This window comes from Ruegeria sp. BJ5, from assembly GCF_056537865.1.
On record NZ_JBQFSH010000003.1, the window covers coordinates 33,273 to 57,260 of the forward strand.

23 protein-coding genes, 1 other RNA gene and 1 riboswitch are annotated in these 23,988 nt (G+C 62.4%); of the genes, 12 read left to right on the forward strand and 12 right to left on the reverse strand.

The window, feature by feature from the left end:
* The first annotated feature begins 45 nt into the window (after positions 1-45).
* The gene (locus ACR0NY_RS10825) at positions 46-918 is read left to right on the forward strand and encodes a LysR family transcriptional regulator (RefSeq protein WP_170341418.1); all 873 of its coding nucleotides are present in this window, start codon (positions 46-48) and stop codon (positions 916-918) included.
* On the opposite strand, the gene fnrL is transcribed toward ACR0NY_RS10825, so the two are convergent.
* Positions 915-1,658, reverse strand: a complete 744-nt coding sequence (gene fnrL / locus ACR0NY_RS10830) for a transcriptional regulator FnrL (protein WP_170341416.1) — start codon at positions 1,656-1,658, stop codon at positions 915-917. The genes ACR0NY_RS10825 and fnrL overlap by 4 nt on opposite strands.
* Positions 1,659-1,719: 61 nt before the next feature.
* Here fnrL and hemN point away from each other — a divergent pair, with 61 nt between their 5' ends.
* The gene (gene hemN / locus ACR0NY_RS10835; RefSeq protein ID WP_170341414.1) at positions 1,720-3,075 is read left to right on the forward strand and encodes an oxygen-independent coproporphyrinogen III oxidase; all 1,356 of its coding nucleotides are present in this window, start codon (positions 1,720-1,722) and stop codon (positions 3,073-3,075) included.
* Between the two features lie 212 nt (positions 3,076-3,287).
* Positions 3,288-5,216: an elongation factor G gene (locus ACR0NY_RS10840; protein ID WP_170341412.1), complete on the forward strand. Its 1,929-nt coding sequence runs from the start codon at positions 3,288-3,290 to the stop codon at positions 5,214-5,216.
* Here the strand turns inward: ACR0NY_RS10840 and ACR0NY_RS10845 are convergent.
* The 5 genes from ACR0NY_RS10845 to ACR0NY_RS10865 form a co-directional block, all read right to left on the reverse strand.
* Complete coding sequence (locus ACR0NY_RS10845) at positions 5,213-6,790, reverse strand: ABC transporter ATP-binding protein (RefSeq protein ID WP_170341409.1); 1,578 nt, start codon at positions 6,788-6,790, stop codon at positions 5,213-5,215. The genes ACR0NY_RS10840 and ACR0NY_RS10845 overlap by 4 nt on opposite strands.
* Positions 6,787-7,893, reverse strand: coding sequence for an ABC transporter permease (locus tag ACR0NY_RS10850; protein ID WP_170369224.1), 1,107 nt, complete (start codon positions 7,891-7,893; stop codon positions 6,787-6,789). The genes ACR0NY_RS10845 and ACR0NY_RS10850 overlap by 4 nt, the downstream gene beginning before the upstream one ends.
* The gene (locus ACR0NY_RS10855) at positions 7,894-8,988 is read right to left on the reverse strand and encodes a microcin C ABC transporter permease YejB (RefSeq protein ID WP_170341405.1); all 1,095 of its coding nucleotides are present in this window, start codon (positions 8,986-8,988) and stop codon (positions 7,894-7,896) included. It abuts the gene before it with no gap.
* A gap of 1 nt (position 8,989) precedes the next feature.
* Positions 8,990-10,909, reverse strand: a complete 1,920-nt coding sequence (locus ACR0NY_RS10860) for an extracellular solute-binding protein (protein WP_254432938.1) — start codon at positions 10,907-10,909, stop codon at positions 8,990-8,992.
* 163 nt (positions 10,910-11,072) lie between these two features.
* Complete coding sequence (locus ACR0NY_RS10865; RefSeq protein ID WP_170341467.1) at positions 11,073-11,576, reverse strand: c-type cytochrome; 504 nt, start codon at positions 11,574-11,576, stop codon at positions 11,073-11,075.
* A gap of 119 nt (positions 11,577-11,695) precedes the next feature.
* On the opposite strand from ACR0NY_RS10865, the gene ACR0NY_RS10870 reads away from it, so the two are divergent.
* A complete protein-coding gene (locus tag ACR0NY_RS10870) occupies positions 11,696-12,529 on the forward strand; it encodes a prephenate dehydratase (protein ID WP_093964319.1) in 834 nt (277 codons plus the stop codon).
* A gap of 56 nt (positions 12,530-12,585) precedes the next feature.
* On the opposite strand, the gene ACR0NY_RS10875 is transcribed toward ACR0NY_RS10870, so the two are convergent.
* The gene (locus ACR0NY_RS10875) at positions 12,586-13,053 is read right to left on the reverse strand and encodes an SRPBCC family protein (protein WP_170341401.1); all 468 of its coding nucleotides are present in this window, start codon (positions 13,051-13,053) and stop codon (positions 12,586-12,588) included.
* 38 nt (positions 13,054-13,091) lie between these two features.
* Positions 13,092-14,075: an NAD(+) diphosphatase gene (nudC, locus tag ACR0NY_RS10880; RefSeq protein WP_170369222.1), complete on the reverse strand. Its 984-nt coding sequence runs from the start codon at positions 14,073-14,075 to the stop codon at positions 13,092-13,094.
* A gap of 98 nt (positions 14,076-14,173) precedes the next feature.
* On the opposite strand from nudC, the gene ACR0NY_RS10885 reads away from it, so the two are divergent.
* The gene (locus ACR0NY_RS10885; protein WP_170369220.1) at positions 14,174-16,117 is read left to right on the forward strand and encodes a bifunctional 2',3'-cyclic-nucleotide 2'-phosphodiesterase/3'-nucleotidase; all 1,944 of its coding nucleotides are present in this window, start codon (positions 14,174-14,176) and stop codon (positions 16,115-16,117) included.
* A 39-nt stretch (positions 16,118-16,156) separates the two neighbouring features.
* Positions 16,157-16,255: signal recognition particle sRNA small type (gene ffs / locus ACR0NY_RS10890), an RNA gene on the forward strand.
* A gap of 81 nt (positions 16,256-16,336) precedes the next feature.
* Here the strand turns inward: ffs and ACR0NY_RS10895 are convergent.
* A complete protein-coding gene (locus tag ACR0NY_RS10895) occupies positions 16,337-17,194 on the reverse strand; it encodes an alpha/beta hydrolase family protein (RefSeq protein WP_170341395.1) in 858 nt (285 codons plus the stop codon).
* A gap of 123 nt (positions 17,195-17,317) precedes the next feature.
* Here ACR0NY_RS10895 and ACR0NY_RS10900 point away from each other — a divergent pair, with 123 nt between their 5' ends.
* Both ACR0NY_RS10900 and ACR0NY_RS10905 read left to right on the forward strand, forming a co-directional pair.
* Positions 17,318-17,851 (forward strand): TetR/AcrR family transcriptional regulator, encoded by a 534-nt coding sequence (locus ACR0NY_RS10900; RefSeq protein WP_367646357.1) that lies wholly within the window; start codon positions 17,318-17,320, stop codon positions 17,849-17,851.
* 28 nt (positions 17,852-17,879) lie between these two features.
* A riboswitch (cobalamin riboswitch) is annotated at positions 17,880-18,097 on the forward strand.
* A gap of 86 nt (positions 18,098-18,183) precedes the next feature.
* Positions 18,184-18,591 (forward strand): hypothetical protein, encoded by a 408-nt coding sequence (locus tag ACR0NY_RS10905; protein ID WP_170341391.1) that lies wholly within the window; start codon positions 18,184-18,186, stop codon positions 18,589-18,591.
* Between the two features lie 3 nt (positions 18,592-18,594).
* Here the strand turns inward: ACR0NY_RS10905 and ACR0NY_RS10910 are convergent, their stop codons facing one another.
* Complete coding sequence (locus tag ACR0NY_RS10910; RefSeq protein WP_093964312.1) at positions 18,595-19,098, reverse strand: protein-tyrosine phosphatase family protein; 504 nt, start codon at positions 19,096-19,098, stop codon at positions 18,595-18,597.
* 122 nt (positions 19,099-19,220) lie between these two features.
* Between ACR0NY_RS10910 and ACR0NY_RS10915 the strand changes: the two genes are divergently transcribed.
* From ACR0NY_RS10915 to recR, 3 genes are all read left to right on the forward strand, one after another.
* Positions 19,221-21,008 carry a DNA polymerase III subunit gamma/tau gene (locus ACR0NY_RS10915; RefSeq protein ID WP_302478024.1) on the forward strand — a complete coding sequence of 596 codons (1,788 nt, stop codon included), beginning with the start codon at positions 19,221-19,223 and terminating at the stop codon, positions 21,006-21,008.
* 86 nt (positions 21,009-21,094) lie between these two features.
* The gene (locus ACR0NY_RS10920) at positions 21,095-21,439 is read left to right on the forward strand and encodes a YbaB/EbfC family nucleoid-associated protein (protein WP_005980576.1); all 345 of its coding nucleotides are present in this window, start codon (positions 21,095-21,097) and stop codon (positions 21,437-21,439) included.
* A 46-nt stretch (positions 21,440-21,485) separates the two neighbouring features.
* Entirely contained in the window at positions 21,486-22,079 is a 594-nt protein-coding gene (recR, locus tag ACR0NY_RS10925) for a recombination mediator RecR (RefSeq protein ID WP_170341385.1), read from the forward strand.
* Positions 22,080-22,150: 71 nt separating this feature from the next.
* On the opposite strand, the gene ACR0NY_RS10930 is transcribed toward recR, so the two are convergent.
* Positions 22,151-22,648: a lactoylglutathione lyase family protein gene (locus ACR0NY_RS10930; protein ID WP_093964418.1), complete on the reverse strand. Its 498-nt coding sequence runs from the start codon at positions 22,646-22,648 to the stop codon at positions 22,151-22,153.
* A 196-nt stretch (positions 22,649-22,844) separates the two neighbouring features.
* Between ACR0NY_RS10930 and ACR0NY_RS10935 the strand changes: the two genes are divergently transcribed.
* Positions 22,845-23,333 carry a hypothetical protein gene (locus tag ACR0NY_RS10935; protein ID WP_170341383.1) on the forward strand — a complete coding sequence of 163 codons (489 nt, stop codon included), beginning with the start codon at positions 22,845-22,847 and terminating at the stop codon, positions 23,331-23,333.
* Here the strand turns inward: ACR0NY_RS10935 and ACR0NY_RS10940 are convergent.
* Entirely contained in the window at positions 23,330-23,971 is a 642-nt protein-coding gene (locus tag ACR0NY_RS10940) for a ribonuclease T2 family protein (RefSeq protein WP_170369216.1), read from the reverse strand. The two genes, ACR0NY_RS10935 and ACR0NY_RS10940, sit on opposite strands and share 4 nt — an antisense overlap.
* Positions 23,972-23,988: the final 17 nt, after the last annotated feature.

Genomic DNA, 23,988 nt, shown 5'->3' on the forward strand with positions numbered 1-23,988 from the left:
TCAGTTTTGCGAAAAATTAGGGTCAGAAAAATTGAGCCTAAATCCATGCCCGTTGCTCCACCGCGCCCCAAGCCCCTACCTTTGAACGCGCTGCGGGCGTTTGAGGCCGCTGCCCGCCTGGGCGGGTTCTCGGCGGCGGCTACGGAACTTGGCGTCAGCGCAGGGGCGATATCAGCCCATGTCAAAACGTTGGAAGACGAACTGGGTGCGCCCCTGTTCGAGCGCACCGCGAGAGGCGTTGCCCTGACCGCGCTGGGGCACAAGGCGTTGCCGGACCTGACCAAGGCCTTCGACACCTTGGGACAAGCCACGTTGACCATGCGCGCCCAGGCACAGCCGCAGGTGGTGCATATCGTGACGCTACCCTCGATTGCACAGCTATGGCTGTCGCCAAGGTTGCCCGAACTTCGAGCCGCAGAGCCGGAAATCGAAGTTTCGCTCACGGCCGAGGAAACCCCGCCCAACCTCAAGCGCGCGCCCTTCGACATCTACCTGTTTTTTGGCGGAGACTTGGGGGACCCCATCGCCGAAGACGCCATCTTTCCGGTTTGCGCGCCGGCCTTGGCGCATCGCCTGACTACGCCCGAGGACCTGGCGAATGTGACCTGCCTGTCCGACTCTACCTGGTTCGACGATTGGCAAACCTGGGTGGCCGCGGCGCGACCCGGATGGGCGTTCACACCCCGCGGGCCGGTCTTCTCTTTGTACGCGCTGGCAGTCGAAGAAGCGCTGAACGGTGCGGGAGTGTTGATGGGACACAGGGCGCTGGTCCAGCCGCATCTGGACAGCGATCGACTGGTGGCTCCGTTCGAAACGGTGGTCACTCTTCCCGACAGGCTCAAGCTGTGGTCGCCACGTGCGGTCCGGTCGCAGACACCGGTTGGGCGCGTTGTCGAGTGGCTCAGAAAAACCGCTTAGACCAGAAACCCGCCGTCCGAATCATCCCCGGCCTCTTCCATCAGGCGGCCGATATCTGGAACGGTCACGTGGCGCTTGCCCTGCAGCAGGATCACTTCATCCTTTTTCAGCGCAGATATCTGACGGCTGACGGTTTCGAGCGTCAGACCAAGGTAGTCGGCCATCGCCTCGCGGGTCAGCGGCAGGTCGAAGACGATTGGGCCGGATGAACCCTTCTGGCTGGCAGACGCATCGCGGCGCGCGATGATCGACAGCAGGCTGGCAATCTTCTCGCGCGCGGTCTTGCGGCCAAGAACCAGCATCCATTCACGCGCCGCGTCCAACTCGTCCAACGTCATCTGCAACAAGCGGTGGGCAATATGCGGCGTGCGGCCCATGAGGTCCTCGAACGGTTTCTTGCGGAAACAGCACATGACCACGTCGGTGGTGGCTTGCACGTCATAAGGCGCCGAGTCGCGCCCCGGCCGCCCTACGAAGTCGCTGGGCAGCAGCAGGCCCACCATCTGGGTGCGCCCGTCCTCCATGGTTTGGGTCAGAGACGCGATCCCGGACACGACCGAGCCGACGAAATTCATTTGATCGCCCGACCAGATGATCGTCTGACCGGCCTCGAAGCTGCGGTAATACTTGATCTCTTCCAAAGCGACCAACTCGTCCGCATCGCAGCGCGCGCAGACGGCTCGATGCCGAATTGGGCAGTCTTCGCAATTGGAGTGGTCAACGAGGGTATTCAGAGTCATGCGCGCGTCCACTTGATCTCGGTCAAGGTTTTCTGGTCGTCGAGCCTATACCGGTGTCGTCATGATAGTAAAACCTCAATTGGCAAAGCTCGGACTTTTTGACGCGAAGGTACCGCGTTATACCAGCTATCCGACCGCCCCCCACTTCAGCAATGACGTGGGGCCCGACATGTTTGGCGACTGGATTTCCGCCATCCGGCCGGGCAGTTCGATCTCGCTCTATGTCCATGTGCCGTTCTGCCGCCGGCTGTGCTGGTTCTGCGCCTGCCGCACCCAGGGCACCCAGACCGACAACCCGGTCATCGCCTATGTCGATGTCCTCAAGGCCGAGTTGGACCTGCTGGCCGCGCGCCTGCCCAGCGGGGTGACCCTGTCGCGCCTGCATTGGGGCGGGGGCACGCCCACGCTGCTGAACCCCGACCTGATGCGCGAACTGGCCGCGCATATTCTGGGCATCGTCCCACTGGGACACAACGCGGAATTCTCGGTCGAGATCGACCCCAACGAGGTGGATGCCGCCCGGTTGGATGCGCTGGCCGAAGCCGGGATGAACCGCGCCTCGATCGGGGTTCAGGATTTCGATGACGAGATCCAGAAGACTATCGGGCGCATCCAGAGCTATGACACCACCCGCGAGGCGATCGACATGATCCGCGAGCGCGGCGTGCCCAGCCTGAACGCTGACATCCTGTATGGACTGCCACACCAGACCAAGGCGCGGATGACCGAAAGCGTGCAAAAGCTGCTGTCGCTCAACCCCGACCGGGTGGCCCTGTATGGCTACGCGCATGTGCCGTGGATGGCGAAACGCCAGCAGCTGATCCCGTCCGACGCCCTGCCGACGCCGGAACAGCGGCTTGATCTGTTCTATACCGCCCGCCGTCTGTTCCTGTGGGACAATTACAAAGAAATCGGCATCGACCATTTCGCCACCAAGGATGACGGGCTGACCCATGCACTGAAAGCCGGGCGGCTCAAGCGGAACTTCCAGGGCTACACCGACGACCAGGCCGAGGTTCTGATCGGCGTCGGCGCCAGCTCGATCTCGCGCTTCCCGCAGGGCTATGCGCAGAACGCGCCAGCCACGTCGGCCCATACCAAAGCGGTACGCGATGGCCGGTTCTCGACCTCGCGCGGGCATCTGTTCAAGGATCAGGACATTCTGCGTGCCCGTTTGATCGAGGCCCTGATGTGCGACTTCCGCATCGACACGGCCGAGATCCTGCGCGACCACGACATCTCGGCGGCCGAGCTGACGGCGATGTACCAGCGCGCCAATGACACCTTCGACGGGCTGTTGCAAGTCACCGATGACGGGCTGTTCATCCCGCCCGAAGCGCGTGCCTTGACCCGGATGATCGCCCGCACCTTCGACGCCTATGACCTGAGCAAGGCGGGCCACAGCTCGGCGATCTAACGACAGGCGGCAGGCCGCATGCCGGCCAGTCGCCACAATGCTAAAAAGCGGGGGGTTGACGCGCGCGGTGGGTTTTCCCCACACTCGGAAGACGGGCGGCAGGCCGCCCGACGCCGAGGCAGGCCATCATTCAGACAAAACTCGCCGGCGCATCCGCGTCCGACAGGTCCTTTCGTGCAGCCACTCTGCAACTTGACGAAGGGACTACACCCATGCGCGTTTTCACCGTCCTCGGCCCCAGCCAATCGGGCAAGACAACACTGGTCGAGGCCATCAGTCGCCTTGATGGCCGGCCCACCACATTCGACCTATCCGGAACCGTGCATCTGCACGGTTTTTCTTATCTGGACGAACCGTGGTGCGCGATCGACGTGGATGGCGGGGGCGATGCGCTGGCCTATGCCGGGCCCGCCATGGCCATTTCCGACGCGGCGGTGGTCGTGGTCCCGCCGGATCCGGACGCGGCGGTTTTATGCGCCCCCTATCTGCGGCTGGTCGAGGAGGCGGGCATTCCCTGCTTTCTGTTTATCAACCGGATGGACAACCCCAACGGCCGCATCCGCGACATCATCGCCGCGCTGCAGACCTATTGCAGCCATCACATCACCTTGCGGCAGGTTCCGATCCGTGAAGGCGAAACCATCATCGGGGCCGTCGACCTGATTTCGGAGCGCGCGTGGAAATATCAGGAAGGTCAGCCCTCGGCGCTGATCGAACTGCCGCAATCGGTTGCGGATCGCGAGGCCGAAGCCCGCACCGAACTGCTCGAAACCCTGTCGGATTTCGACGACAACTTGCTCGAGCAGCTGATCGAGGACAAACAGCCGCCTAGCGCCGAGATCTATGACTTGGCAGCGCAGGTGTTGCAGAACCACCAGCTGATCCCGGCCTGCCTGGGCGCGGCCAGCCATGGCAACGGGCTGACCCGCCTGATGAAGGCCCTGCGGCACGAGGCGCCCGAGTTCGACATCGCCGCCGACCGGGACGCGGCGCCCGAGGCCGCCCGCGCCATCGCCGGGTTTGCCGACGTCAAGAAGCACATCGGCAAGATCATCGTCCTGCGGGGGCTGGGCGACGGGATCAAGGCGCATGACCCGCTGGGCGGCGAAACCGTTGGCAACCTGACCGCGCTGGACGCCAAAACCCAGATCGACGGGCTGAAGGCCGGCGAGATCGGGCTGGCGGTGAAATCCGATCACCTCAACCCCGGCAATATCTATGACAGCAGCGGCTCCACGCCGCTGCCGGATTGGGCCAAGGCGCATCCGGTCGCCTATCGGCAGGTGGTGTCGCCGGCCCATGAACGCGACGACGTGCGCCTGTCCAACGCGCTGTCCCGGCTGGTCGAGATCGACCCGGGCCTGACGCTGGAACAGGACGAGCTGAGCGGCCACGCCGTTCTGGGCTCGCAAGGCCCGCAGCATATGCGTCGGGTGGTCGCCAAGCTGGCCGAGGATTTCGGGATCGAGATCGAAACCTCTCCGGTCGAGACTGCCTATCGCGAGACCATCCGCGCCACCGTCGAACACCGGCACCGCCACCGCAAGCAATCCGGCGGCGCGGGGCAGTTCGCAGACGTGGTGATCTCGGTCGCGCCGCTACCGCGCGGATCTGGCTTTCAGTTCGACGAGGTGGTCAAGGGCGGGGCGGTGCCCAAGAACTATATCCCCTCAGTCGAACAAGGCGCGGTCGATGCATTGGCGCAGGGCCCCGAGGGTTTTCCCGTGGTGGATGTGAAGGTCACGCTGCATGACGGCAAGCATCACAACGTGGACAGTTCCGATTTTGCCTTCCGGACGGCCGGCAAAAACGCCGTGCGCGAGGCCTTGCCCCAGGCCAAACCCGTCGTGTTGCAGCCGATCCTGAACGCCGAGATCCATGTTCCGTCGGCCTTCGTGGGCGATCTGGTACCCACGATCAGTTCGCTTCAGGGGCAGGTCCTGGGGTTCGAGGGCAACCCGAACGCGCCGGGCTGGGAAATCTTCAACGCCAAACTGCCCGCCGTGGCCGAGGACGAGCTGCACCGCACGCTGGCCAGCGCCACGCGCGGGACCGGCTGGGTCAAGCTGCAATTCGACCACTATGAAGAGCTTCGCGGCCCGGTGCCGAAATCGGCGGCGCGCGAAGCGGCCAACGCCTAGCCCGCCGCTGCGATCAGTTCGCGGGTATAGTCATCCTGGGCGTTGACGAAGAGGTCTTCGGCAGCGCCCATCTCGACCACGTCTCCGTTGCGCATGACGATCACCTTGTGTGACATCGCCCGCACCACCTTCAGGTCGTGACTGATGAACAGGTAGGCCAGCCCGTATTTCTTCTGCAGGTCGCGCAGCAGTTCGACGATCTGCACCTGCACCGTCATGTCCAACGCACTGGTAGGTTCATCCAAAACCAACAGCTTGGGCCGCAGCACCATGGCGCGGGCAATCGCGATGCGCTGGCGTTGCCCGCCCGAAAACTCGTGCGGGTAGCGGTCCATGGCCGCCGGGTCCAGGCCCACCTCGGTCATCACCTCGGCCACCAGCTCGCGCGGGGCGCGGTGCGGATCAACCTTGTGGATCGCCAGACCCTCGGCAATGATCTGCTGGCAGGTCATACGCGGGCTGAGGCTGCCGAACGGGTCCTGAAACACGATCTGCATGTCCTTGCGCAGGCGGCGCAGTTCACGCGTGGACCAGCGGCGCACATCCTGCCCGCGGAAGGTGATCCCGCCCTCGGAGGCGATCAGCCGCATGATCGCCAGCGCCAGCGTGGTCTTGCCCGAGCCGCTTTCGCCCACGATCCCAACGGTTTCGCCCGCCCGCACGCTGAGCGTAGCGTCGTTCACGGCCTTCACATAGCCGACCGTGCGCTTCAGGAACCCGCGCTGGATCGGGAACCAGACCTTCAGATGCTCGGTCCGGGCCACTTCTTCGGCCGCGGGGTCGATCGGGTCGGGTATGCCCGTGGGTTCGGCCGCCAGCAGCTTGCGCGTATAGGGATGCTGAGGGTTGTCGAAGATCTCGGCCACAGGGCCGGTCTCGACGATCTCGCCATCCTTCATCACGCAGACCCGGTCGGCGATGCGTCGCACGATGCCCAGATCATGGGTGATGAACAGCATCCCCATGTTTTCCGATTTCTGCAGTTCGGCCAGCAGTTCGAGGATCTGCGCCTGAATGGTCACGTCCAGCGCGGTGGTCGGCTCGTCAGCGATCAGGATGTCGGGCTGATTGGCCAGAGCCATGGCGATCATCACCCGCTGCCGCTGTCCGCCGGACAGCTGATGAGGATAGGCGTCCAGCCGTTCCTCGGGGTCGCGGATGCCGACCTTGTTCAACAATTCGACGATCCGGGCCCGCGCCGCGTCGCCCGTCAGCCCCTGGTGCAGGGCCAGCGATTCCGCCATCTGCTTCTGGATCGTGTGCAGCGGGTTCAGCGAGGTCATCGGCTCCTGAAAGATGAAGCTGATGTCGTTGCCGCGCACCTCCATCAGGCGCTGCTCGGATGCGCCGATCATCTCTTGCCCGTCATAGGTGACCGACCCTTCGACAATCGCGCTGTCGCCCAGCAGCGACACGGTGGACAGAGCCGTGACCGATTTGCCGGAGCCGGATTCGCCCACCAGCGCCACGGTTTCCCCGCGATCGACATGGAACGACACACCCCGAACCGCCGTGGTCACCTGCCCATCCTGACGGAACGAGACCTTCAGGTTTTTGACATCCAACAAGCTCATGAGAAGGTCTTTCGCGGGTCGAACGCGTCACGCACGCCTTCGAAGATGAAGACCAGCAGCGACAGCATGATGGCAAAGGTGAAAAAGGCAGTGAAGGCCAGCCACGGCGCCTGCAGGTTCTGCTTGGCCTGAAGGGTCAGTTCACCCAGCGAGGGCGCCGAGGACGGCAGGCCAAAGCCCAGGAAATCGAGGCTGGCCAGCCCGCCGATCGTGCCGGTCACGATGAACGGCATGAAGGTCAGCGTGGCCACCATCGCGTTGGGCAGCATGTGGCGGAACATGATGGTCAGGTTGCCCACGCCCAGCGCCTTGGCCGCGCGCACATATTCCAGGTTGCGGGCGCGCAGGAACTCGGCCCGAACCACGCCCACCAGGCCTGTCCAGGAAAACAGCACCATCAGGACGACCAGCAGCCAGAAACTGCGCCCCAGCACCGCGAACATGATGATGATGACATAAAGCGACGGGGTGGATGACCAGATCTCGATGATGCGCTGGAAGATCAGGTCCAGCCAGCCACCGAAAAAGCCCTGCAGCGCGCCGGCGAATATGCCGATCAGGCTGGCGGCGCCGGTGACGATCAGGGTGAACAGGATCGACAGGCGGAAGCCATAGATGACGCGCGCCAGCACGTCGCGCTTGGTGTCGTCGGTGCCCAGCAGGTTCTGCCGGTTGGGCGGCAGCGGCGCGGCGCCGGGACGATCGACGCTGGTGTTGAAAGAATAGGGGATCGGCGGCCAGATGGCCCAGCCACGCTCGAAACCCTCGGCTTGGAACGTTCCCGCCTCAATCTGCTCGATGATGCCTTCGGGGTCATCGAAACAGTCATCCAGTCCGCCGCTGTCGATCAGGCAGCGGACCTCGGGGTCGCGGTAGATCGCCTCGGTCTGGAAGTCGCCGCCGAACTCGGTCTCGGCGTAGAAGTTGAAGATGGGCGTATAGAGCTCGCCCCGATACTTCACAAGGATCGGTTTGTCATTGGCGATGAATTCCGCGAACAGCGACAGACCGAACAGCACCGAAAAGATGATCAGCGACCAGAAGGCCCGGCGGTTGCGGCAGAAATTGCGCCAGCGACGTTGGTTCAGAGGAGAAAGTGCCATTTACCCCTCGCGTTTCTCGAAATCGATGCGCGGATCGACCAGCACATACATCAGGTCGCTGATGATGCCGACGACCAGACCGAGCAGACCGAAAATGAACAGCGTCCCGAAGATTACCGGATAATCTCGCGCCACTGCGGCCTCAAAGCCCAGACGACCAAGGCCATCCAGCGAGAAGATCGTCTCGATGATGATCGACCCGCCGAAGAACACGCCGATGAACACCGCCGGGAAGCCGGCGATCACGATCAGCATCGCGTTGCGGAATACGTGGCCGTACAAAACGCGCTGCTCGCTCAGCCCCTTGGCGCGGGCGGTCATGACGTATTGCTTTTTGATCTCGTCCAGAAACGAATTCTTGGTCAGTAGCGTCAGCGTGGCAAACGCGGAAATCGTAAGTGCGATGGTCGGCAGGGCGATGTGCCAGAAGTAGTCGGCCACTTTGCCCAGCAGGCTGAGGTCTTCCCAATTGTCCGAGGTCAGCCCGCGCAGCGGGAAGATCTGCCAGTAGGAGCCGCCCGCAAACAGCACCAGCAGCAGGATCGCAAACAGGAAGCCGGGAATCGCATAGGCCACGATGATGGTCGCGCTGGTCCATGTGTCAAAGCGTGAACCATCCTTGACCGCCTTTCGGATGCCCAGCGGGATCGAGACCAGATAGGCGATCAGCGTCGACCACAGGCCCAGCGAGATCGAGACCGGCATCTTCTCGAGCACCAGGTCGATCACCGAGACCGAGCGGAAGTAGCTTTCGCCAAAATCCAGCGTCAGATAGTTGCCCATCATGTTCAGGAACCGCTCGACCGGCGGTTTGTCGAAGCCGAATTCTTTCTCCAGTTCGGCGATGAATTCCGGCGGTAGGCCGCGGGCGCCCACGTATTTGTCATCGAAAACGCCACCGCCGGGTTCGGCCCCGGCACCCGCGTCACCGGACCCCGCAAAACCCGCAAATACATCGCCCTGCCCTTCGATCTGGGCGATGATCTGCTCGACCGGACCGCCGGGCACGAACTGCACCAGCGTGAAGTTGACGATCATGATGCCCAGAAGGGTCGGAATGACCAGCAACAGGCGTCGAAGAATATATGCGCCCATGTTAACGCAGCGCGCCTTCTGCTTTCAGGGCCGCTTCCTTTTCGGGATTGATCCACCACAGATCAAGGTATCCCAGCGCATAGGGCGGCAACTGATCGGGGTATTCGTACATGTTGTAGTAGGCTGTCCAGTATTCCGCGATATACCCATCCGGTATGATGAAGAACTCATAGCGCAAGGCGCGATCCAAGGCCATAAGCGCTGCGTCCTGATCAGTTTGATTGTTGGTCGCGAAAGACGCCTCGATGATGGCGTCCACCAACGGGCTGGCAAGGCCTGCCGGGTTGAACAGGCTGAACTCGGCCTCTTTCGAGCCATACATCTGACTGAGGCCACCGCCAGTGGACAGGAACGCGCCATAGCGTGTTGAATAAACCATGTCATAGTCACGCTCGCGGCTGCGCAGGGTGTACTGCGCCGGATCGACCTTTTCGGCCGACGCATCCACGCCCAGCGCCTGGAGGTTTTGGACAAAGGTCTCGATCATCGTGGCTGTCGATGTCGGCAGGTTGGACGGATAGGGGATGTTCACCCGCAGGGTCTGACCCTGAGCATTGCGGCGCAAGTTGCCGTCGCCCACCGGCCATCCGGCTTCGTCCAACAGTTTTGAGGCTTTGCGCAGGTTGCGCCGATCGTTCAGGCGCGCCGGGTTGGATTCGTGAACGGTCGTCACCGGTTCGGAAAACAGCTCGGGTGGAACCACGTCGCCCAAAGCTTGCAGAAATGCCAGCTCTGGCCCCTGCGGTGTATCCATCGCTTCAAGCGGCGTGCCTTCGATGAACGAATCGCGGGCCGAGTTCAGCCCGAACAGCAGAGACTCATTGGCCCATTCAAAGTTGAATGCCAGCGCCAGTGCCTTTCGAACATTCTTGTCCGCAAATTGCGGACGCGCGAGGTTGAACACAAATCCCGACGGGGTCGGCGGACTGCCATTCGCAATCGCGTCCTTGACGACATAGCCCTCTTTCAACTTGGGGAAGTCATAGCCGGTCGCCCACAGTTTGGGATCGCTTTCGATCCGCAGCGTGTATTCGCCTGCCTTGAAGCCTTCAAAGGCGGCTGTCTGGTCCGCGAAATACTCGACTCGGATGGTATCATAGTTGTGCCGGCCCTTGTTGAACGGCAAGTCCTTGCCCCAGTAGTCGTCCCGGCGTTTGTAGACGATGCGCCGGTTGATATCGTAGCTCTCCAATTTGTACGGCCCAGATCCAACGGCCACTTCCAGGCGCGGCTCGTCGAGGCGACGGGACGGATCGGCCTCGAACCACGCTTTCGAAAATACGGGCGTCGCGCCGACGGTTTCGATCCGGCTGCGGGCCGTCAATTCGGGATTGAACGTGAACTTGACCGTGTGCGTATCCAGCGCCTCGGCGCCGGTCACCATCCGCCCGACGGCCTGCGCATATGACGGCAGGCCCTGTTCGATGAACAGGCGGTGGCTGTAGACCACATCCTCGGCGGTGACGGGCGTGCCATCCCAGAACGTCGCTTGGGGGCGCAGGTGGAAAATGACCCAGTTGCGGTCGGCGTCATACTCCAGGCTCTCAGCCAATACGCCGTAGTACTGGCCGACACTGTCATCGGTGCTGTCCATCAGCCGATCGTATTGCAGTGTCGTCAACGCTCCGGGGCGACCTTTGCGTGAATATGGATTCAGGGAATCAAACGTGCCCGATGCGGCCAATGACAGCTCGCCGCCCTTGGGTGCATCCGGGTTGGCATAGTTCAAGTGCGTGTAGTCGGCGGGGTAGTCGAGATTGCCGAAGTACGAGTAGCCATGGCTGCGAATGATCTGGTCCTCGTCGGCCCGGACTGGCCCCGCCTGCCCCAGAACCAACGCCGCCGAAATGCCCAATGCCGCGACCCAATGACGAAAACCTTGTTCGCGCGCGCCAGGCAGATGGGAAATCATACGGGTCATCCTTCGATGTTGTCTTCTGTCCATGTCCTTGTGGGCAAGCTAAAAGCCCAGCACTGACACTTGCAAGTTTAGAATGCGTGAGCGCTTTGTGAAGTTTTGCTCAGACAAAAAAAGCCGCTGCACATGGCAGCGGCTTTCGCATTTCGGTGTCTGGATGGGCAGATCAGCCGCCAATCGTCTGCAGGTACGCGATCAGGTCTGCGCGTTCCTGAGCCTTTTTGAGACCGGCAAAGCTCATCGAAGTGCCTTGGATATAGCCTTTGGGGTTTGCAATGAACGCATCCAGCTCTTCCGGGGTCCAGTTGCCGCCGTGCGACTGCATCGCCGCCGAGTAGCCGAAGCCCGCGGCCGCCGCGACCGGGCGGTCCACGACGCCATACAGGTAGGGACCGGTGCCATTGGCGCCTTCTTCCAGCTTGTGGCAAGCCGAACACTTGCGGAAAACCTTCGCGCCCTTTTCCGGGTCAGCTGCGGCCAGCAGATCGGCAAAGACCACCTCTTCGCCGTCAGCGCTTTCGCCCGAGCTTTCGGTTTCAATAACATAGGCGGCTTCGCCGTGCCCGCCGACATGGTAGAGAACGTCGCCCCCCCATTTTGCCAGGAGGAGTACAAGGAAGGCACCGAACAGGCCGGCTGCGGCCTTGGTAACTGTCATCGTGTCGAACATTGATCGCGAGTCCATTTCAGCTGTCTTCGGGGTGTCTAAGGCTTCCCCTTGCAAGAGGCAAGGTATAGACACCGCGACGAAACGCCCAATTCTGGAACTTGTTGCACGGAATCGACCAAATGACCAAACGCATCGCCTTTCAGGGGGAACCCGGCGCCTACAGTCACGAAGCCTGTCGCAATGCGCGTCCGGATATGGAGGCCCTACCCTGCCGAACATTCGAGGACGTGATCGAATCGGTGCGCTCGGGCGAGGCCGATCTGGCCATGCTGCCGGTCGAGAACAGCACCTATGGACGAGTGGCCGATATCCACCGCCTGCTCCCGCACAGCGGGCTGCACATCGTGGACGAGGCCTTCGTGCGGGTTCACATCAACTTGCTGGGCGTGCCGGGCGCAAAACTCGAAGATATCACCGAAGCCCATTCGCATCTGGTGCTGTTGCCGCAATGCGCAAGCTTCCTGAAGGCCCATGGCATCCGCGGGCGGGTCAGCCCTGACAACGCCCGCGCGGCGCGTGAGGTCTCGGAAGCGGGTGAGAAACATTCGGCGGCCCTGGCCAGCGAGCTTGCTGGCGAAATCTATGGCCTTGAACTGCTGGCGCGCCACATCGAAGACAGCGACGACAACACGACCCGCTTTCTGGTGATGTCGCGCGAGGACGACCGCAGCCGCCGTGGCGAGCACGGGATGATCACCAGCTTCGTGTTCCAGGTCCGGAACATTCCGGCGGCGCTGTACAAGGCCATGGGCGGTTTTGCCACCAACGGCATCAACATGACCAAGCTGGAAAGCTACATGGTTGATGGCTCGTTCACGGCGACTCAGTTCTACGCGGACATCGTCGGCCACCCGGAAGACCGCAACGTGCAACTCGCGATGGATGAACTGCAGCATTTCACCACGAATGTGGAAGTGCTGGGCGTGTACCCCGCTGCTCGACCACGCGGTTAGTCTGCTCCCACGCGCAAGCCGCTTGGGACTGCTGGAGGCCGGTCAAATGCCGGCTCTCAAGCCCCGTGCAGATAGCGTTCTTCCATTTCGCGCGCAAAATCGCTCAGTCGCATCTGGAACTGGCGTCGGAATCTGGCCTTGCCCAGCTTCAACGACTGCAGAAGCAGACGCGCAGGCAAGGTCTTGGCCGCCAGTGACATCTCGATGCTCAGCCGCGTCTGCTTCTGCGACAGCGACAGAAGATCAATCGTGGTCAGGCCGTTCATCCCCTTGCTTGTCGATCGAAACCGCATGGCTGTGGGGCGATCGAACTCGGCCACCTCGACCGCGACGTGGCGGGGCTTGCCACGGATCATGATATCGGCTTCCCAGCACGACCCGACCCAGTGACCCGGCATCTCGACGGTGCGTCGAACCTCGACACCGCGGCGCATCGCCATGCGCTCGAACCGTTCGAAATCCGCGACCATGTCGAACACCGCATCGATCGGCGCCTGGATATCTTCGCGTGCTGAAACCTGCATGTCGGCCTTTTCTGCTCAGTCAGGGTGCCAGTGTTTCGTCAGTCCAGCGTATCTGCAAGCCAGTTACGCAAAAGAAAATGCGCGATTGCCCCCTTCCGCGCTGGCAGAAGCTTGGGGTGCTCGCCTGCAAAAGCCTGCATCATCTCGGATTTGGTGACCCACATCGCGTCCTCGATCTCGACCGGGTCGATCGTGATCTCGCGCGACAGCGCCTGCGCTGCACACCCGAACATCAGCGACGACGGAAATGGCCAGGGTTGACTTGCCAGATAGCTGACGGGTCCGACCGGAACGCCGGCCTCCTCCATGACCTCGCGTCGCACGGCGGCCTCAAGGGTTTCGCCCGGTTCGACGAAACCGGCCAGCAGTGAATACATACCGTCGGGCCACCCCGGAGATCTGCCCATCAGGACAGTATCACCATGCGTGACCAACATGATCACCACCGGATCGGTGCGTGGAAAGTGCTGCCCGCCACAGGCCGGGCACAGCCGTTGCCACCCGGCCTGTGAAATGTTGGTCGGGTTGCCGCAGCGCGCGCAAAACCTGTGCGTCTCGTGCCAGCCGATCACGGCCTTGGCGGTGGCTGCCAATTCGGCGTCCCGGGCCGACAGCCGGGTCATGATCCGACGAAGCTCGGCGAACACGTGGCCCACGGGCAGCCCCGGATGCTGCTGTTCGGTTCGGTCCACGAACGCTCCAACGCCCGACAGGTCCAACCCGTCGGCAGACCAATTCGAAATGTCCATTGCAAACAGCGGCGCACCCGCATCACTGCGCCCCAGCAAGATCGGTTGGTCAACCGCCCCGCCGGGTCCGTTCGCAACCAGATCGTGGTCCATCGGAACCAAGGCCAACTGGTCCAGCGCTTCGCCCATGACCAGCGGTTTGCCCCGCCACATCAGGATGCACCGCGCCGTGCGATCGGACCGTGCTGCCTCCAAAGCTCTGGCATCGGTACGGATCTGCGCCGCCCGGTCCAGTCCAGAGCTGCCAAATGTCACGCTTTCCGCCCGTTTCATGCCTGTCCCTTTGGAATTTGCACAAGGGCTGCCACGACTTGGGCACTGGTGCAATGGGAATTCACACTCGCAAAAAGCATCGTTGTCGCAAAGGACGCATGGAAGCCCTGACGATTACCTGTATTCTACCTTTCAGTGAAAACGTATGCACAACAGCAACTAAAAGAAGAAAATTGGCTCTGAAATCCTCCCTGCTTCAGGCACATCCCCACTTGAAAACCGCGCACATCCGGATTCTTGCAACGACCGATCTGCACATGAATCTGACCAGTTTCGACTATTATGCTGACCGGCCGGAACCGAGTGTGGGCTTCACCCGAACCGCCAGTTTGATCCGCTCTGCACGTCGAGAGGCGGAAGAGGCAAATGCAACTGTCCTGCTGTTCGACAACGGCGATTCCCTTCAGGGGACACTTCTGGGTGACTGGGCGGTCGAACAGACCGACGCGACCCACCCTTTGATGTCCGCCTTTGGGCGCTTGGGCTACGACGCAATTGCGCTGGGGAACCACGATTTCGGCTTTGGTCTGCCAGCTCTGGGCCGGATCGTTTCTCGGGCACCTTGCCCGGTTTTGTGCAGCAACATGCAGTGTCTGACCGGGGTAGCGCCCTGGCAGAAACAGGCCATCCTGACCCGTCATGTCCACATCAACGGCCAAAGCACTCCTGTCCGAATTGGCGTGTTCTCGATCCTGCCACCGCAGACGGTGAAGTGGGAAGCACCACAATTGGAAGGCCAGGTTGCAGCCGAGGATGCCGTCGCCACGGCGCGCCGGATGGCCGAGAATTTGCGTCGTCAGGGCTGCGACCTGATTGTGGCTCTTGCACATTCTGGTCTAGGCGAGCCCGACGTCGCGCCGATGTCGGAAAATGTGGTCGCACAGCTTTCTGCTCTGGACGGTATTGATGCAATCGTGGCCGGACACACGCACCTGACACTGCCCGACCCAAGCGATGGTAACCCGCAGCAGGCCAGACCCGTGGTCATGCCCGGATCAGCGGGGTCGCATTTGGGGGTGATCGACCTCACGCTTGCTATGAACGCCGCGGGAGAAGCGAGAATTGCTGGTCACAGCGCGCATCTGCGCGCGATCTGCCCGGGCGGGGCTGAAGCCGGAGATTGGGTCGTTCCTGAAGACCCTGAGATGGTCGAACTTTTTGCCGCAGCCCACAAAGCGACCCGCAAAGCCGCTGCCCAGCCGGTGGGCCGGATCAATCGTCCTTTGCATAGCTATTTCACCTTCTGCGGGGTGGATCAGGGGCTGAACTTGGTCGCCGCAGCCCAGGCGGCAGCCCTGCGACCGGTTCTGGCCGGGACGGCCTTTGAGACTCTGCCAGTTCTGTCCGCAGCCGCACCTTCGAAATTCGGAGGCCGGGCCGGCCCAAGACACTACACCGAAGTCCCGGCTGGCGATGTCACCGTACGGCATGTCTCGGACTTGCATGTGTTCCCGAACCAATTGGCCGCCATGCTGCTGGATGGCCGCCAGATCGCCGATTGGCTGGAGATGTCGGCTGCCCAATTCTCGCAACTTGGCGATAGCGACGAGCAGGTTCTGATCAACCCCGAGGGCACCGGGCACAATTTCGACGTGCTGCATGGGGTGACCTACAGGTTCGATCTGACGCAGCCCGCGCGATATGATTTGGGCGGCCAGTCGATCGACACGTCCCATTCCCGCCTGCGCGATCTTGCCTATCAGGGTCGCCCCGTCGATCCGGATGAACAATTCGTCGTTGCATCAAACAGCTACCGAGCCAATGGCGGCGGCAACTTTCCCGTCCCAGACCCGGCCCGGCTGATCCCGGTGCCGCCGCTGAGCCTCCAGGGAATCTTGCGCGACTACCTGGCGGGACGATTGGGTCCGGATCCGGTGGAAAACACCGCCCAAAGCTTTTCCTTTGTTCCGCAGGCGGGCCGGTCCGTGATTCTGAAGACCGGGCCACGCGCTGCAAACTACCTGCGCGAGCTCGACCACTTTGCAGCCACCACCGACGGGCAGGACGCGCGCGGGTTTCTTAGGGTACGCCTGTCTTTGTGACGGGTTGCCAAGCGGGTGCGTGATGCCTATATCGTCGGTCGAGAGGTTGGCGCGGGCAAGCGCCTCGCCAACCTGGTCAGGTCCGGAAGGAAGCAGCCACAACGAGCCCCGCTTGGGTCGATGTCCAACCTCTCACTTGACGCCGCGCCACGTATTCGGCCCGGTCAATCCAACCTCTGTATTTCGTCGTTGTTCCTGAAAACCGCGCTTGCGGGCGGGTCAGGCGATCAATCGCGGCCAAACGGCACTGCTGCGCCGGGCGAAGGCGCCGATATGACCGATTTCGGACAGTCCGAAATCCCTCGGCTCCAACAAATGCCGACGGGCGGTCGGACCATAGAGTTCAGCCAGCCGCCAGACGGCGGGCGGTGGCACAGTCTGGTCATCCTCGAACGCAATGATATCCGCCGTGGCGTTCGCCCGACTCCAATCCGCTTGGGGAAGCGTGTCTCCCAATTCGGGCAGATAGCTGGTGGGCGATGTACACCACTTGCGCCATTGCCAATAGACGCCCGCCGGCAAATCGGCTCCGAATCCCAGAAGTTTCCCCGGCAGGTACCCCAGAAGACGCACCAGAGGTGGCACGTGGCCATACCAGAACAAAGTCGCCAAGCCCTTGTAGGGCCACGGGTGATCGGCCACCGTCACCAAACCTGCGCACACACAGATCATCCGGTCGATCTGTTCGATTTCCGGTTGCAGCGGACCCAGCATTCCACCGACCGAATGCCCGATCACCCACAGTTTTGCCTGCGGGTATCGACGGCGCATCTCGGCACGCGCTGCGGGCATGTCGATCAGCGCCCAGTCCGCCATCGTGGCCTTCGAGTCTTTCAGCCGCCCGGTCAGCGAATGCTCGAAATCCCGGTAATCATATGTCAGGCAAGCCATACCGCGCTCGGCGGCCAGCCAGCGAGCAAAGTGCTGATAGTAGTCACGTGGCACTCCTGTTGCGCCGTTCAGCACAACAACGGTTTGCGGCTCGACCGCCGGAGTGTAAAGCCGCGCCGCCAGCTGGGTCTGGCCCGACGGAAACTTAAAGTCTTCCACGTCAACCGCGTGCTGCGAATCCAACATCTTTGCCTCCAAACACTCTGGACCGATCGGTCTAATACTTTGTGTCTGGACCAATTGGTCTAGGCCTGTCAATATTTGGCCTGCATGACCCAACGTCCACCAAACACCAAAGATCGCCTGATCGTGACTGCCGCCCGACTGTTCCAGCGCTCGGGCTATAACGGTGTCGGTCTGGCGGAATTGCTGGCCGAAGCGCAAGCCCCCAAGGGTTCGCTTTATCACCATTTTCCAAAGGGCAAGCCGGATCTGGCCCTGGCGGCGGCCAGTTGGGCCTCGGACGGGATGTTGAGCATGATTGCTGCGGCATTCGACGACGCCGCGGATTTTCGCGACGGGGTCACCACCCTGTGCCACAAGATCGCGAAGCTGTTCGACACCTCGGCCCAATGGGAGACCTGCCCGATCGCCGCCACCCTGTTCGAAAGCCCCGACAACCGCGCGTTTCGGGAACATGCCGACCGTCTGTATGAAAGCTGGATCATCGAAGTTCGAAACCACGCCGCGCGGTTCGGAGTTTCCGACCCTGAAAATGCTGCGGACACCCTGTTCATCGTGATGCAAGGCGGCTGGCAATTGGCCCGTGCCCGCAGGGATTCGAATGTGCTGCGCAGACTGCCTGATCTGTTCCCTTGGGACTCACTCCGGCAACCGGGCTGAAACCGTCTTGACTCGATCCCGGATACACCGCTAGCGATGAGGGGATGGTTCCCGTGCCGTTTCGGTCCGGGATGAAAAGGGAACACGGTGCGGTCCAACCCGGAACTCCGGAGCGGACCAAGGCCGCGACTGCCCCCGCAACTGTAGGCGGAGAGCGATGCCTAAATACCACTGACCGCAAGGTTGGGAAGGTCGGCAAAGCAAAGACCCGCAAGTCAGGAGACCTGCCATCAAACGTGAAACCGAAACTCGGACGGGGTGTCCGGGCAGGGTCTGGCCTTGAAACCGGCGTCTGTCCAAATCCACCTCGCCCAGCGCGCGGAGGGCGCAACATGATTTGGAAGACCGATACCCATGAATTCGCGGCAACCATCTGCCAGCGCACCGGAAAGACCTGCCCGGCATTGGCGCGCATGGCACGGGCCATCGCGCAGGCAATGGCGACGGCGCAGGCCGCTACATCCCCCGACTTCCAAGTGGAAGGCAGTAGCGAACTGGCCCATTGCGAACATGGCTGCACGGCGCGGTTCGATGCACGTCCCGAACGGATCCGCGTGTATTGCGGAGCGGCCGCCGACACACCGTCCGACTGCCTTGATACCTACGCCGACATGCTGTTTGACGACCAGAGCGACGCCCTGCCTGCGCAGGTCATCAGTGATCGACCCTGTGCGATGCTGCAGGCCACGGCGATCATGCCCGTGGTCAGGGCCGAGCGCGAGTTCCGCGCAACCGCCTGAAGGTCAGGTCGCCAGTGCCTCGCGCGCCGGGGCGACGGCCCAGTCCATCTGAGCATCAGTCTCGACCGCGCAGGGGCGTACGGCCCGCAGGCGTTTCAGGGCCTGTTCCGGCTGCTCGCCGCTCTCGATCATCAAGCGCAGAACAACCATGCCAGACCGCCCACAACCGCCCCGGCAGTGGACCAGTACCCGCCCGCCGCCCGACAGCGCATGGCGGGCGGCGGCGCTGACTTCGGGCCAGCGGCCGGATATCTCGGTCGACGGCGCCGAGAAGTCGGCGACCGGCAGATGCGCCCACCGACAGGCGCGCCGATGAATGTCACAGCCCAATTCGCCTGCACCCACAGAAACCAGTTCGGCAAGGGTTGTCATCGAAATCACCAGCCCCGGCGCCCAGGCTGAAATCAGGTCCAGGTCTCCTTCATAGTCGCCGCCACCGCCGGGAACCGAGGTCAGGGCCAGCGTGCCGCCACCCACCTGCAATGCATGAACCACAAGATTTGTCATCAGACGTTCCCCCCGAAACTGGCTGATTGAACTTGATCCGCGCAGTATGCCTCACACGGCGCGCTCGCCAAAGCGAAAAACCTGCACCGGCGCTGTGGACGCGGGGCACCGGGAACTCTACCCTGCATCGTCAGTACGAATCCGTCAGAGCAGACATGACCACACAGTCCAGCCCCGCCTATCAGGTTCTCGCCCGAAAATACCGCCCGGAAACCTTTGCCGATCTGGTCGGTCAGGATGCCATGGTGCGCACGCTGAAAAACGCGTTCGAGGCGGACCGGATCGCGCAGGCCTTCATCATGACCGGCATCCGCGGCACCGGCAAGACGACCACGGCCCGGATCATCGCCAAGGGCATGAACTGCATCGGCCCCGACGGCAATGGCGGCCCAACGACCGAACCCTGCGGCCAGTGCGAGCATTGCGTGGCCATCATGGAAGGTCGCCATGTGGACGTGCTGGAAATGGACGCCGCCAGCCGAACCGGCGTGGGCGACATCCGCGAGATCATCGACAGCGTGCGCTATCGCGCCGCCAGCGCGCGCTACAAGATCTACATCATCGACGAAGTCCACATGCTGTCGACCAGCGCGTTCAACGCGCTGCTGAAAACGCTGGAAGAGCCGCCCGAGCATGTGAAATTCATCTTCGCCACGACCGAGATCCGCAAGGTTCCGGTCACCGTGCTGTCGCGCTGCCAACGGTTCGACCTGCGCCGGATTGAGCCCGAGGTGATGATCGGCCTGCTGCGCAAGATCGCCACCGCCGAAGGCGCGGAAATCTCGGATGACGCGCTGGCCCTGATCACCCGCGCCGCCGAAGGCTCGGCCCGGGATGCGACCTCGCTGCTGGATCAGGCGATCAGTCATGGCGCCGGCGAAACCACTGCCGACCAGGTGCGCGCAATGCTGGGACTGGCCGACCGGGGCCGTGTGCTGGACCTGATGGACATGATCCTGCGCGGCGATGCGGCCGGGGCCCTGACCGAACTGGGTGCGCAATATGCCGAAGGCGCCGACCCGCTGGCGGTGCTGCGCGATCTGGCAGAAATCACGCATTGGGTCTCGGTGGTGAAGATCACCCCTGACGCGGCCGAAGACCCGACCGTCTCACCAGACGAGCGCACCCGCGGCCAGCAGATGGCCGAGGCGCTGCCGATGCGGGTGCTGACCCGGATGTGGCAGATGCTGCTGAAGGCGCTCGAGGAAGTCTCGGCCGCCCCCAACGCCATGATGGCCGCGGAAATGGCGGTGATCCGCCTGACCCATGTGGCCGATCTGCCCAGCCCGGAAGAGTTGATCAAACGCCTTCAGGACAGCCCTCCGCCGCCCGTCGGCGGGCCGGGGGGCGGCGTTCCGGTTGCCGGCAACACCGCCCCGCCCGTGACCGCGACGGCCTCGGCCCATGCGCCGGCCCCGCGCGGTGTGGGCGGCGCGCCCACGGCGGCGTTGGCTCAGGACGTGCAGACCGCGCTGGCGCGTTATCCAACGTTTGAGCATGTGGTCGAGCTGATCCGCGCCAACCGCGACGTGAAACTGCTGGTCGAGGTCGAGAACGGCGTCCGCCTTGTCTCGTACCAGCCGGGCCGGATCGAGTTCACGCCCACCGAAAAGGCGCCCACCGACCTGGCCGCGCGGCTCGGGTCCGCGCTGCAGCGCTGGACCGGCAATCGCTGGGCGGTCTCGATCGTCTCGGACGGGGACGCGCCCACCATCGCCGAACTGCGCGACGCGGCCGAGCTGGCGCTGAAGGCCAAGGCCGAAGAGCACCCTTTGGTGCAGGCGGTTCTGACACAGTTCCCCAAGGCCCGCATCACCCGGATTGAAACACCCGAGGACCGTGCGGCCAAGGTCGAAACCGAAGCCCTGCCCGAGGTCGAAGACGAATGGGACCCGTTCGAAGAAGACTGATCATCCGCGCAGAAGGCGCGCTGCCCTTGTGAAGGACGCAGACGGCCCGTATTTAGGCCGCAAATCGAATGACAGGAGACATACAGATGCTCAAAGGACTCGGCGGTCTGGGCGACATGGCCAAGATGATGAAATCCGCGCAGGAACTGCAGACCAAGATGGCGCAGATGCAGGAAGAGCTGAACACCATCATGGTCGTCGGCGAATCCGGCGCGGGCCTGGTCAAGGCCACGGCCTCGGCCAAGGGCGAACTGAAAGGTCTGGACATCGACCCCTCGATTTTCAACAGCGACGACAAGGAAGTGGTCGAGGACCTGATCCTGGCCGCAATCAAGGACGCGCAGACCAAAGCCGCCGAGCGGTCGCAGGAAGAAATGGCCAAGCTGACCGAAAGCATGGGCCTGCCGGCGGACATCAAGCTGCCGTTCTGATCTTCGCCCCTCAAACCCCCGCCGCCAAAGCCACGCAGGACAGGCCATGAGTTCGAACAGTGACATCGACGCCCTGATCGATCTGATGGCCAAGCTGCCGGGGCTGGGACCGCGCTCGGCCCGGCGGGCGGTGCTGCACCTGATCCGCAAACGCGCCCTGCTGCTGACGCCGTTGTCGGACGCCATGCAGCAGGTCGCCGCCACCGCACGCGAATGCCTGAACTGCGGCAACGTGGGCACCACCGACATCTGCGACATCTGCAATTCCGAAGACCGCGCCACCGGAGAGCTGTGCGTGGTCGAAGACGTGGCCGACCTGTGGGCGATGGAACGCGCGGGCGTGTTCAAAGGCCGCTACCATGTGCTGGGCGGAACGCTCTCGGCGCTGGACGGCGTCGGCCCGGAAGACCTGCGCATCCCCCGCCTACGCGACCGCGTCACCGCCGAAAACATCACGGAAGTAATCCTGGCCCTGAACGCGACCGTCGACGGGCAGACCACGGCCCATTACATCGCAGATCAGTTGGAAGGACAGGTCCGCCTGACCTCGCTGGCGCAGGGCGTGCCGATCGGGGGCGAGTTGGACTATCTGGATGACGGGACCATCACCGCAGCGCTGCGGGCGCGGAAAGAACTGTAGCCGCCGCGTGCTGCCTGCAAGCAGCACGCTCTCGCCCCTCCTCGATTGCAAGGTACCACTTTACCCATCGGTCAGGTGTAGGCACCCGACGAGTAGGTCAATTCATAGGAATGGCTGTAGATCTCGAAGACTATCCCAAACGGATCCTCGACATAGACCATGCGGTAGGGTTTCTCGCCGGGGTAGTAGTATCGGATAGGCATGCGTTGTTTCCCGCCGGCCGCCACGATTTTTTCCACCAAGCCTTCGACATCAGGATCCTGGACGCAGAAATGGAACGTCCCGTTCCTGCGAAAGTCGATGTTGTTTTCCGGCGCGTAGTTTCCATCAAACTCAAAAAGCTCGATCCCGATACGATCGGCGGTCGCCAGATGCGCGATACGCAGTTTTTTCCAATTCGGGCCAAACACGTCCGTGCACATCACGCCGATGTCCGTGTCATCCTCGACCACGTCGGTTGGCGGCATGATCACGTAAAATCCCAAAACCTCGGAATAGAATTTCACGGCTTCGTCCACGTTCGGGACGGACAACCCGATGTGAGAGAATGTTCTTGGATGTTGAGGCATGGCTTGCTCCTTGGTCTATTGGGCAAGACGTATTTTGCAACGTCCTTGTTTCAAGCGCCCGCCCCACAAGGCAAAGCCGTGTTGTTCCATGCACATAGATCATCATGCACTGCTGCCGAGGCCTAGAATGATCTTTCCGTCGACCCCCCACCGTGTACTATGCCCTAGCCTGACCCATTTGATATCGGAACCCGCCATGAAACGCCTTCTCGCCCTGACCTTCGCCGCCTTCACCGCCACTTCCGCGTGGTCACAGCAACTGGTCGACAAGGGGTTCGTCGAAGGCTGGAACATCATGATGGACCCCAATCTGGGCAACGGCTGTCTGATCCAGACAGTGTATCAGGACCTGTCCGTGGTGCGCCTGGGCTATGATGCTCTGGACAATCGGGGCTATTTCACCGTTTTCCACAAGGGGTGGGGCAACATCGAGCCCGGCAAATCCTATCCGATCCGGTTCGAGCTGGACGGCAAGAGCTTTGACGCCACAGCCATCGGGTTCAAGCAGGATCGGGTGCCCGGTGCGACCGTTTTCTTCACCGACCGGAACTTTGTTGCGGCCATCGCCCAGAACAAGACGATGACGATCTACAACCCCGCAGGCGAGCGGGTTTTGGCGATCGATCTGAAGGGCACCGCCAAGGCATTGGACTATGCGCGGGACTGCCAGAACAAGAAGCTCTAGCGAATCGGATCGAACAACGCATCCGAAGCGGTGCAGTCCCGGATCACGTCCCGCCCACAGGGCACCGGGTCCAGATCACGTGACAGACAGACGCGCACTTCTTCGATGTAACCCTGCTTGCAAGTGACGGTGATCATGTCTGGCTCGAGCCCCGGATTGGCGTCGAGGAAGGCATCCTCGACCACGCGCGCCGGCAGTTTCACGGCTTTGTCCAACTTGCGAAACACCGGCGGTCGGGTGATGCGGTCATAGGCTTGCCGGGACAACGCGTAGTAGTCCGCTGCGGACAGGCCCGAACAGGTGCCGTGTTTCTTCCACTGGTACCAGGCCAGACCCGAACTGCCTTGAATATCTTCCATCTGTCGGGTCATCGCACGGGACGGCGGCGCCTTGGCTGTCGGGCAATAGGAGGGCCAGCCTTGGTGATATTGCGGCCACAACCCGTGCAGGATCCAGCCGTGATCGTGGCGCGCATCGCATTGGTCGGATCCGCGCGCGTCGCCTTCGCGGGCGCACCAGTTGGGCGACCAGCTCAGCGACAGGACGTAATAGTCGAACACGCCCGACTTCTCGCCATCGGCCAGCGCGGCCGTCGCGCCCAAAGTCCACACCAGCAGCCCCAATAACGCCCAGCGCATTCGCCTCTTCCCTTCTT

Coding starts and splice junctions, on each gene's coding strand:
- ACR0NY_RS10825 (WP_170341418.1), top strand. CDS start 46: ATGCCCGTTGCTCCACCGCGCCCCAAGCCCCTACCTTTGAACGCGCTG.
- fnrL (WP_170341416.1), bottom strand. CDS start 1,658: ATGACTCTGAATACCCTCGTTGACCACTCCAATTGCGAAGACTGCCCA.
- hemN (WP_170341414.1), top strand. CDS start 1,720: ATGATAGTAAAACCTCAATTGGCAAAGCTCGGACTTTTTGACGCGAAG.
- ACR0NY_RS10840 (WP_170341412.1), top strand. CDS start 3,288: ATGCGCGTTTTCACCGTCCTCGGCCCCAGCCAATCGGGCAAGACAACA.
- ACR0NY_RS10845 (WP_170341409.1), bottom strand. CDS start 6,790: ATGAGCTTGTTGGATGTCAAAAACCTGAAGGTCTCGTTCCGTCAGGAT.
- ACR0NY_RS10850 (WP_170369224.1), bottom strand. CDS start 7,893: ATGGCACTTTCTCCTCTGAACCAACGTCGCTGGCGCAATTTCTGCCGC.
- ACR0NY_RS10855 (WP_170341405.1), bottom strand. CDS start 8,988: ATGGGCGCATATATTCTTCGACGCCTGTTGCTGGTCATTCCGACCCTT.
- ACR0NY_RS10860 (WP_254432938.1), bottom strand. CDS start 10,909: ATGACCCGTATGATTTCCCATCTGCCTGGCGCGCGCGAACAAGGTTTT.
- ACR0NY_RS10865 (WP_170341467.1), bottom strand. CDS start 11,576: ATGTTCGACACGATGACAGTTACCAAGGCCGCAGCCGGCCTGTTCGGT.
- ACR0NY_RS10870 (WP_093964319.1), top strand. CDS start 11,696: ATGACCAAACGCATCGCCTTTCAGGGGGAACCCGGCGCCTACAGTCAC.
- ACR0NY_RS10875 (WP_170341401.1), bottom strand. CDS start 13,053: ATGCAGGTTTCAGCACGCGAAGATATCCAGGCGCCGATCGATGCGGTG.
- nudC (WP_170369222.1), bottom strand. CDS start 14,075: ATGAAACGGGCGGAAAGCGTGACATTTGGCAGCTCTGGACTGGACCGG.
- ACR0NY_RS10885 (WP_170369220.1), top strand. CDS start 14,174: ATGGAAGCCCTGACGATTACCTGTATTCTACCTTTCAGTGAAAACGTA.
- ACR0NY_RS10895 (WP_170341395.1), bottom strand. CDS start 17,194: ATGTTGGATTCGCAGCACGCGGTTGACGTGGAAGACTTTAAGTTTCCG.
- ACR0NY_RS10905 (WP_170341391.1), top strand. CDS start 18,184: ATGATTTGGAAGACCGATACCCATGAATTCGCGGCAACCATCTGCCAG.
- ACR0NY_RS10910 (WP_093964312.1), bottom strand. CDS start 19,098: ATGACAAATCTTGTGGTTCATGCATTGCAGGTGGGTGGCGGCACGCTG.
- ACR0NY_RS10920 (WP_005980576.1), top strand. CDS start 21,095: ATGCTCAAAGGACTCGGCGGTCTGGGCGACATGGCCAAGATGATGAAA.
- recR (WP_170341385.1), top strand. CDS start 21,486: ATGAGTTCGAACAGTGACATCGACGCCCTGATCGATCTGATGGCCAAG.
- ACR0NY_RS10930 (WP_093964418.1), bottom strand. CDS start 22,648: ATGCCTCAACATCCAAGAACATTCTCTCACATCGGGTTGTCCGTCCCG.
- ACR0NY_RS10935 (WP_170341383.1), top strand. CDS start 22,845: ATGAAACGCCTTCTCGCCCTGACCTTCGCCGCCTTCACCGCCACTTCC.
- ACR0NY_RS10940 (WP_170369216.1), bottom strand. CDS start 23,971: ATGCGCTGGGCGTTATTGGGGCTGCTGGTGTGGACTTTGGGCGCGACG.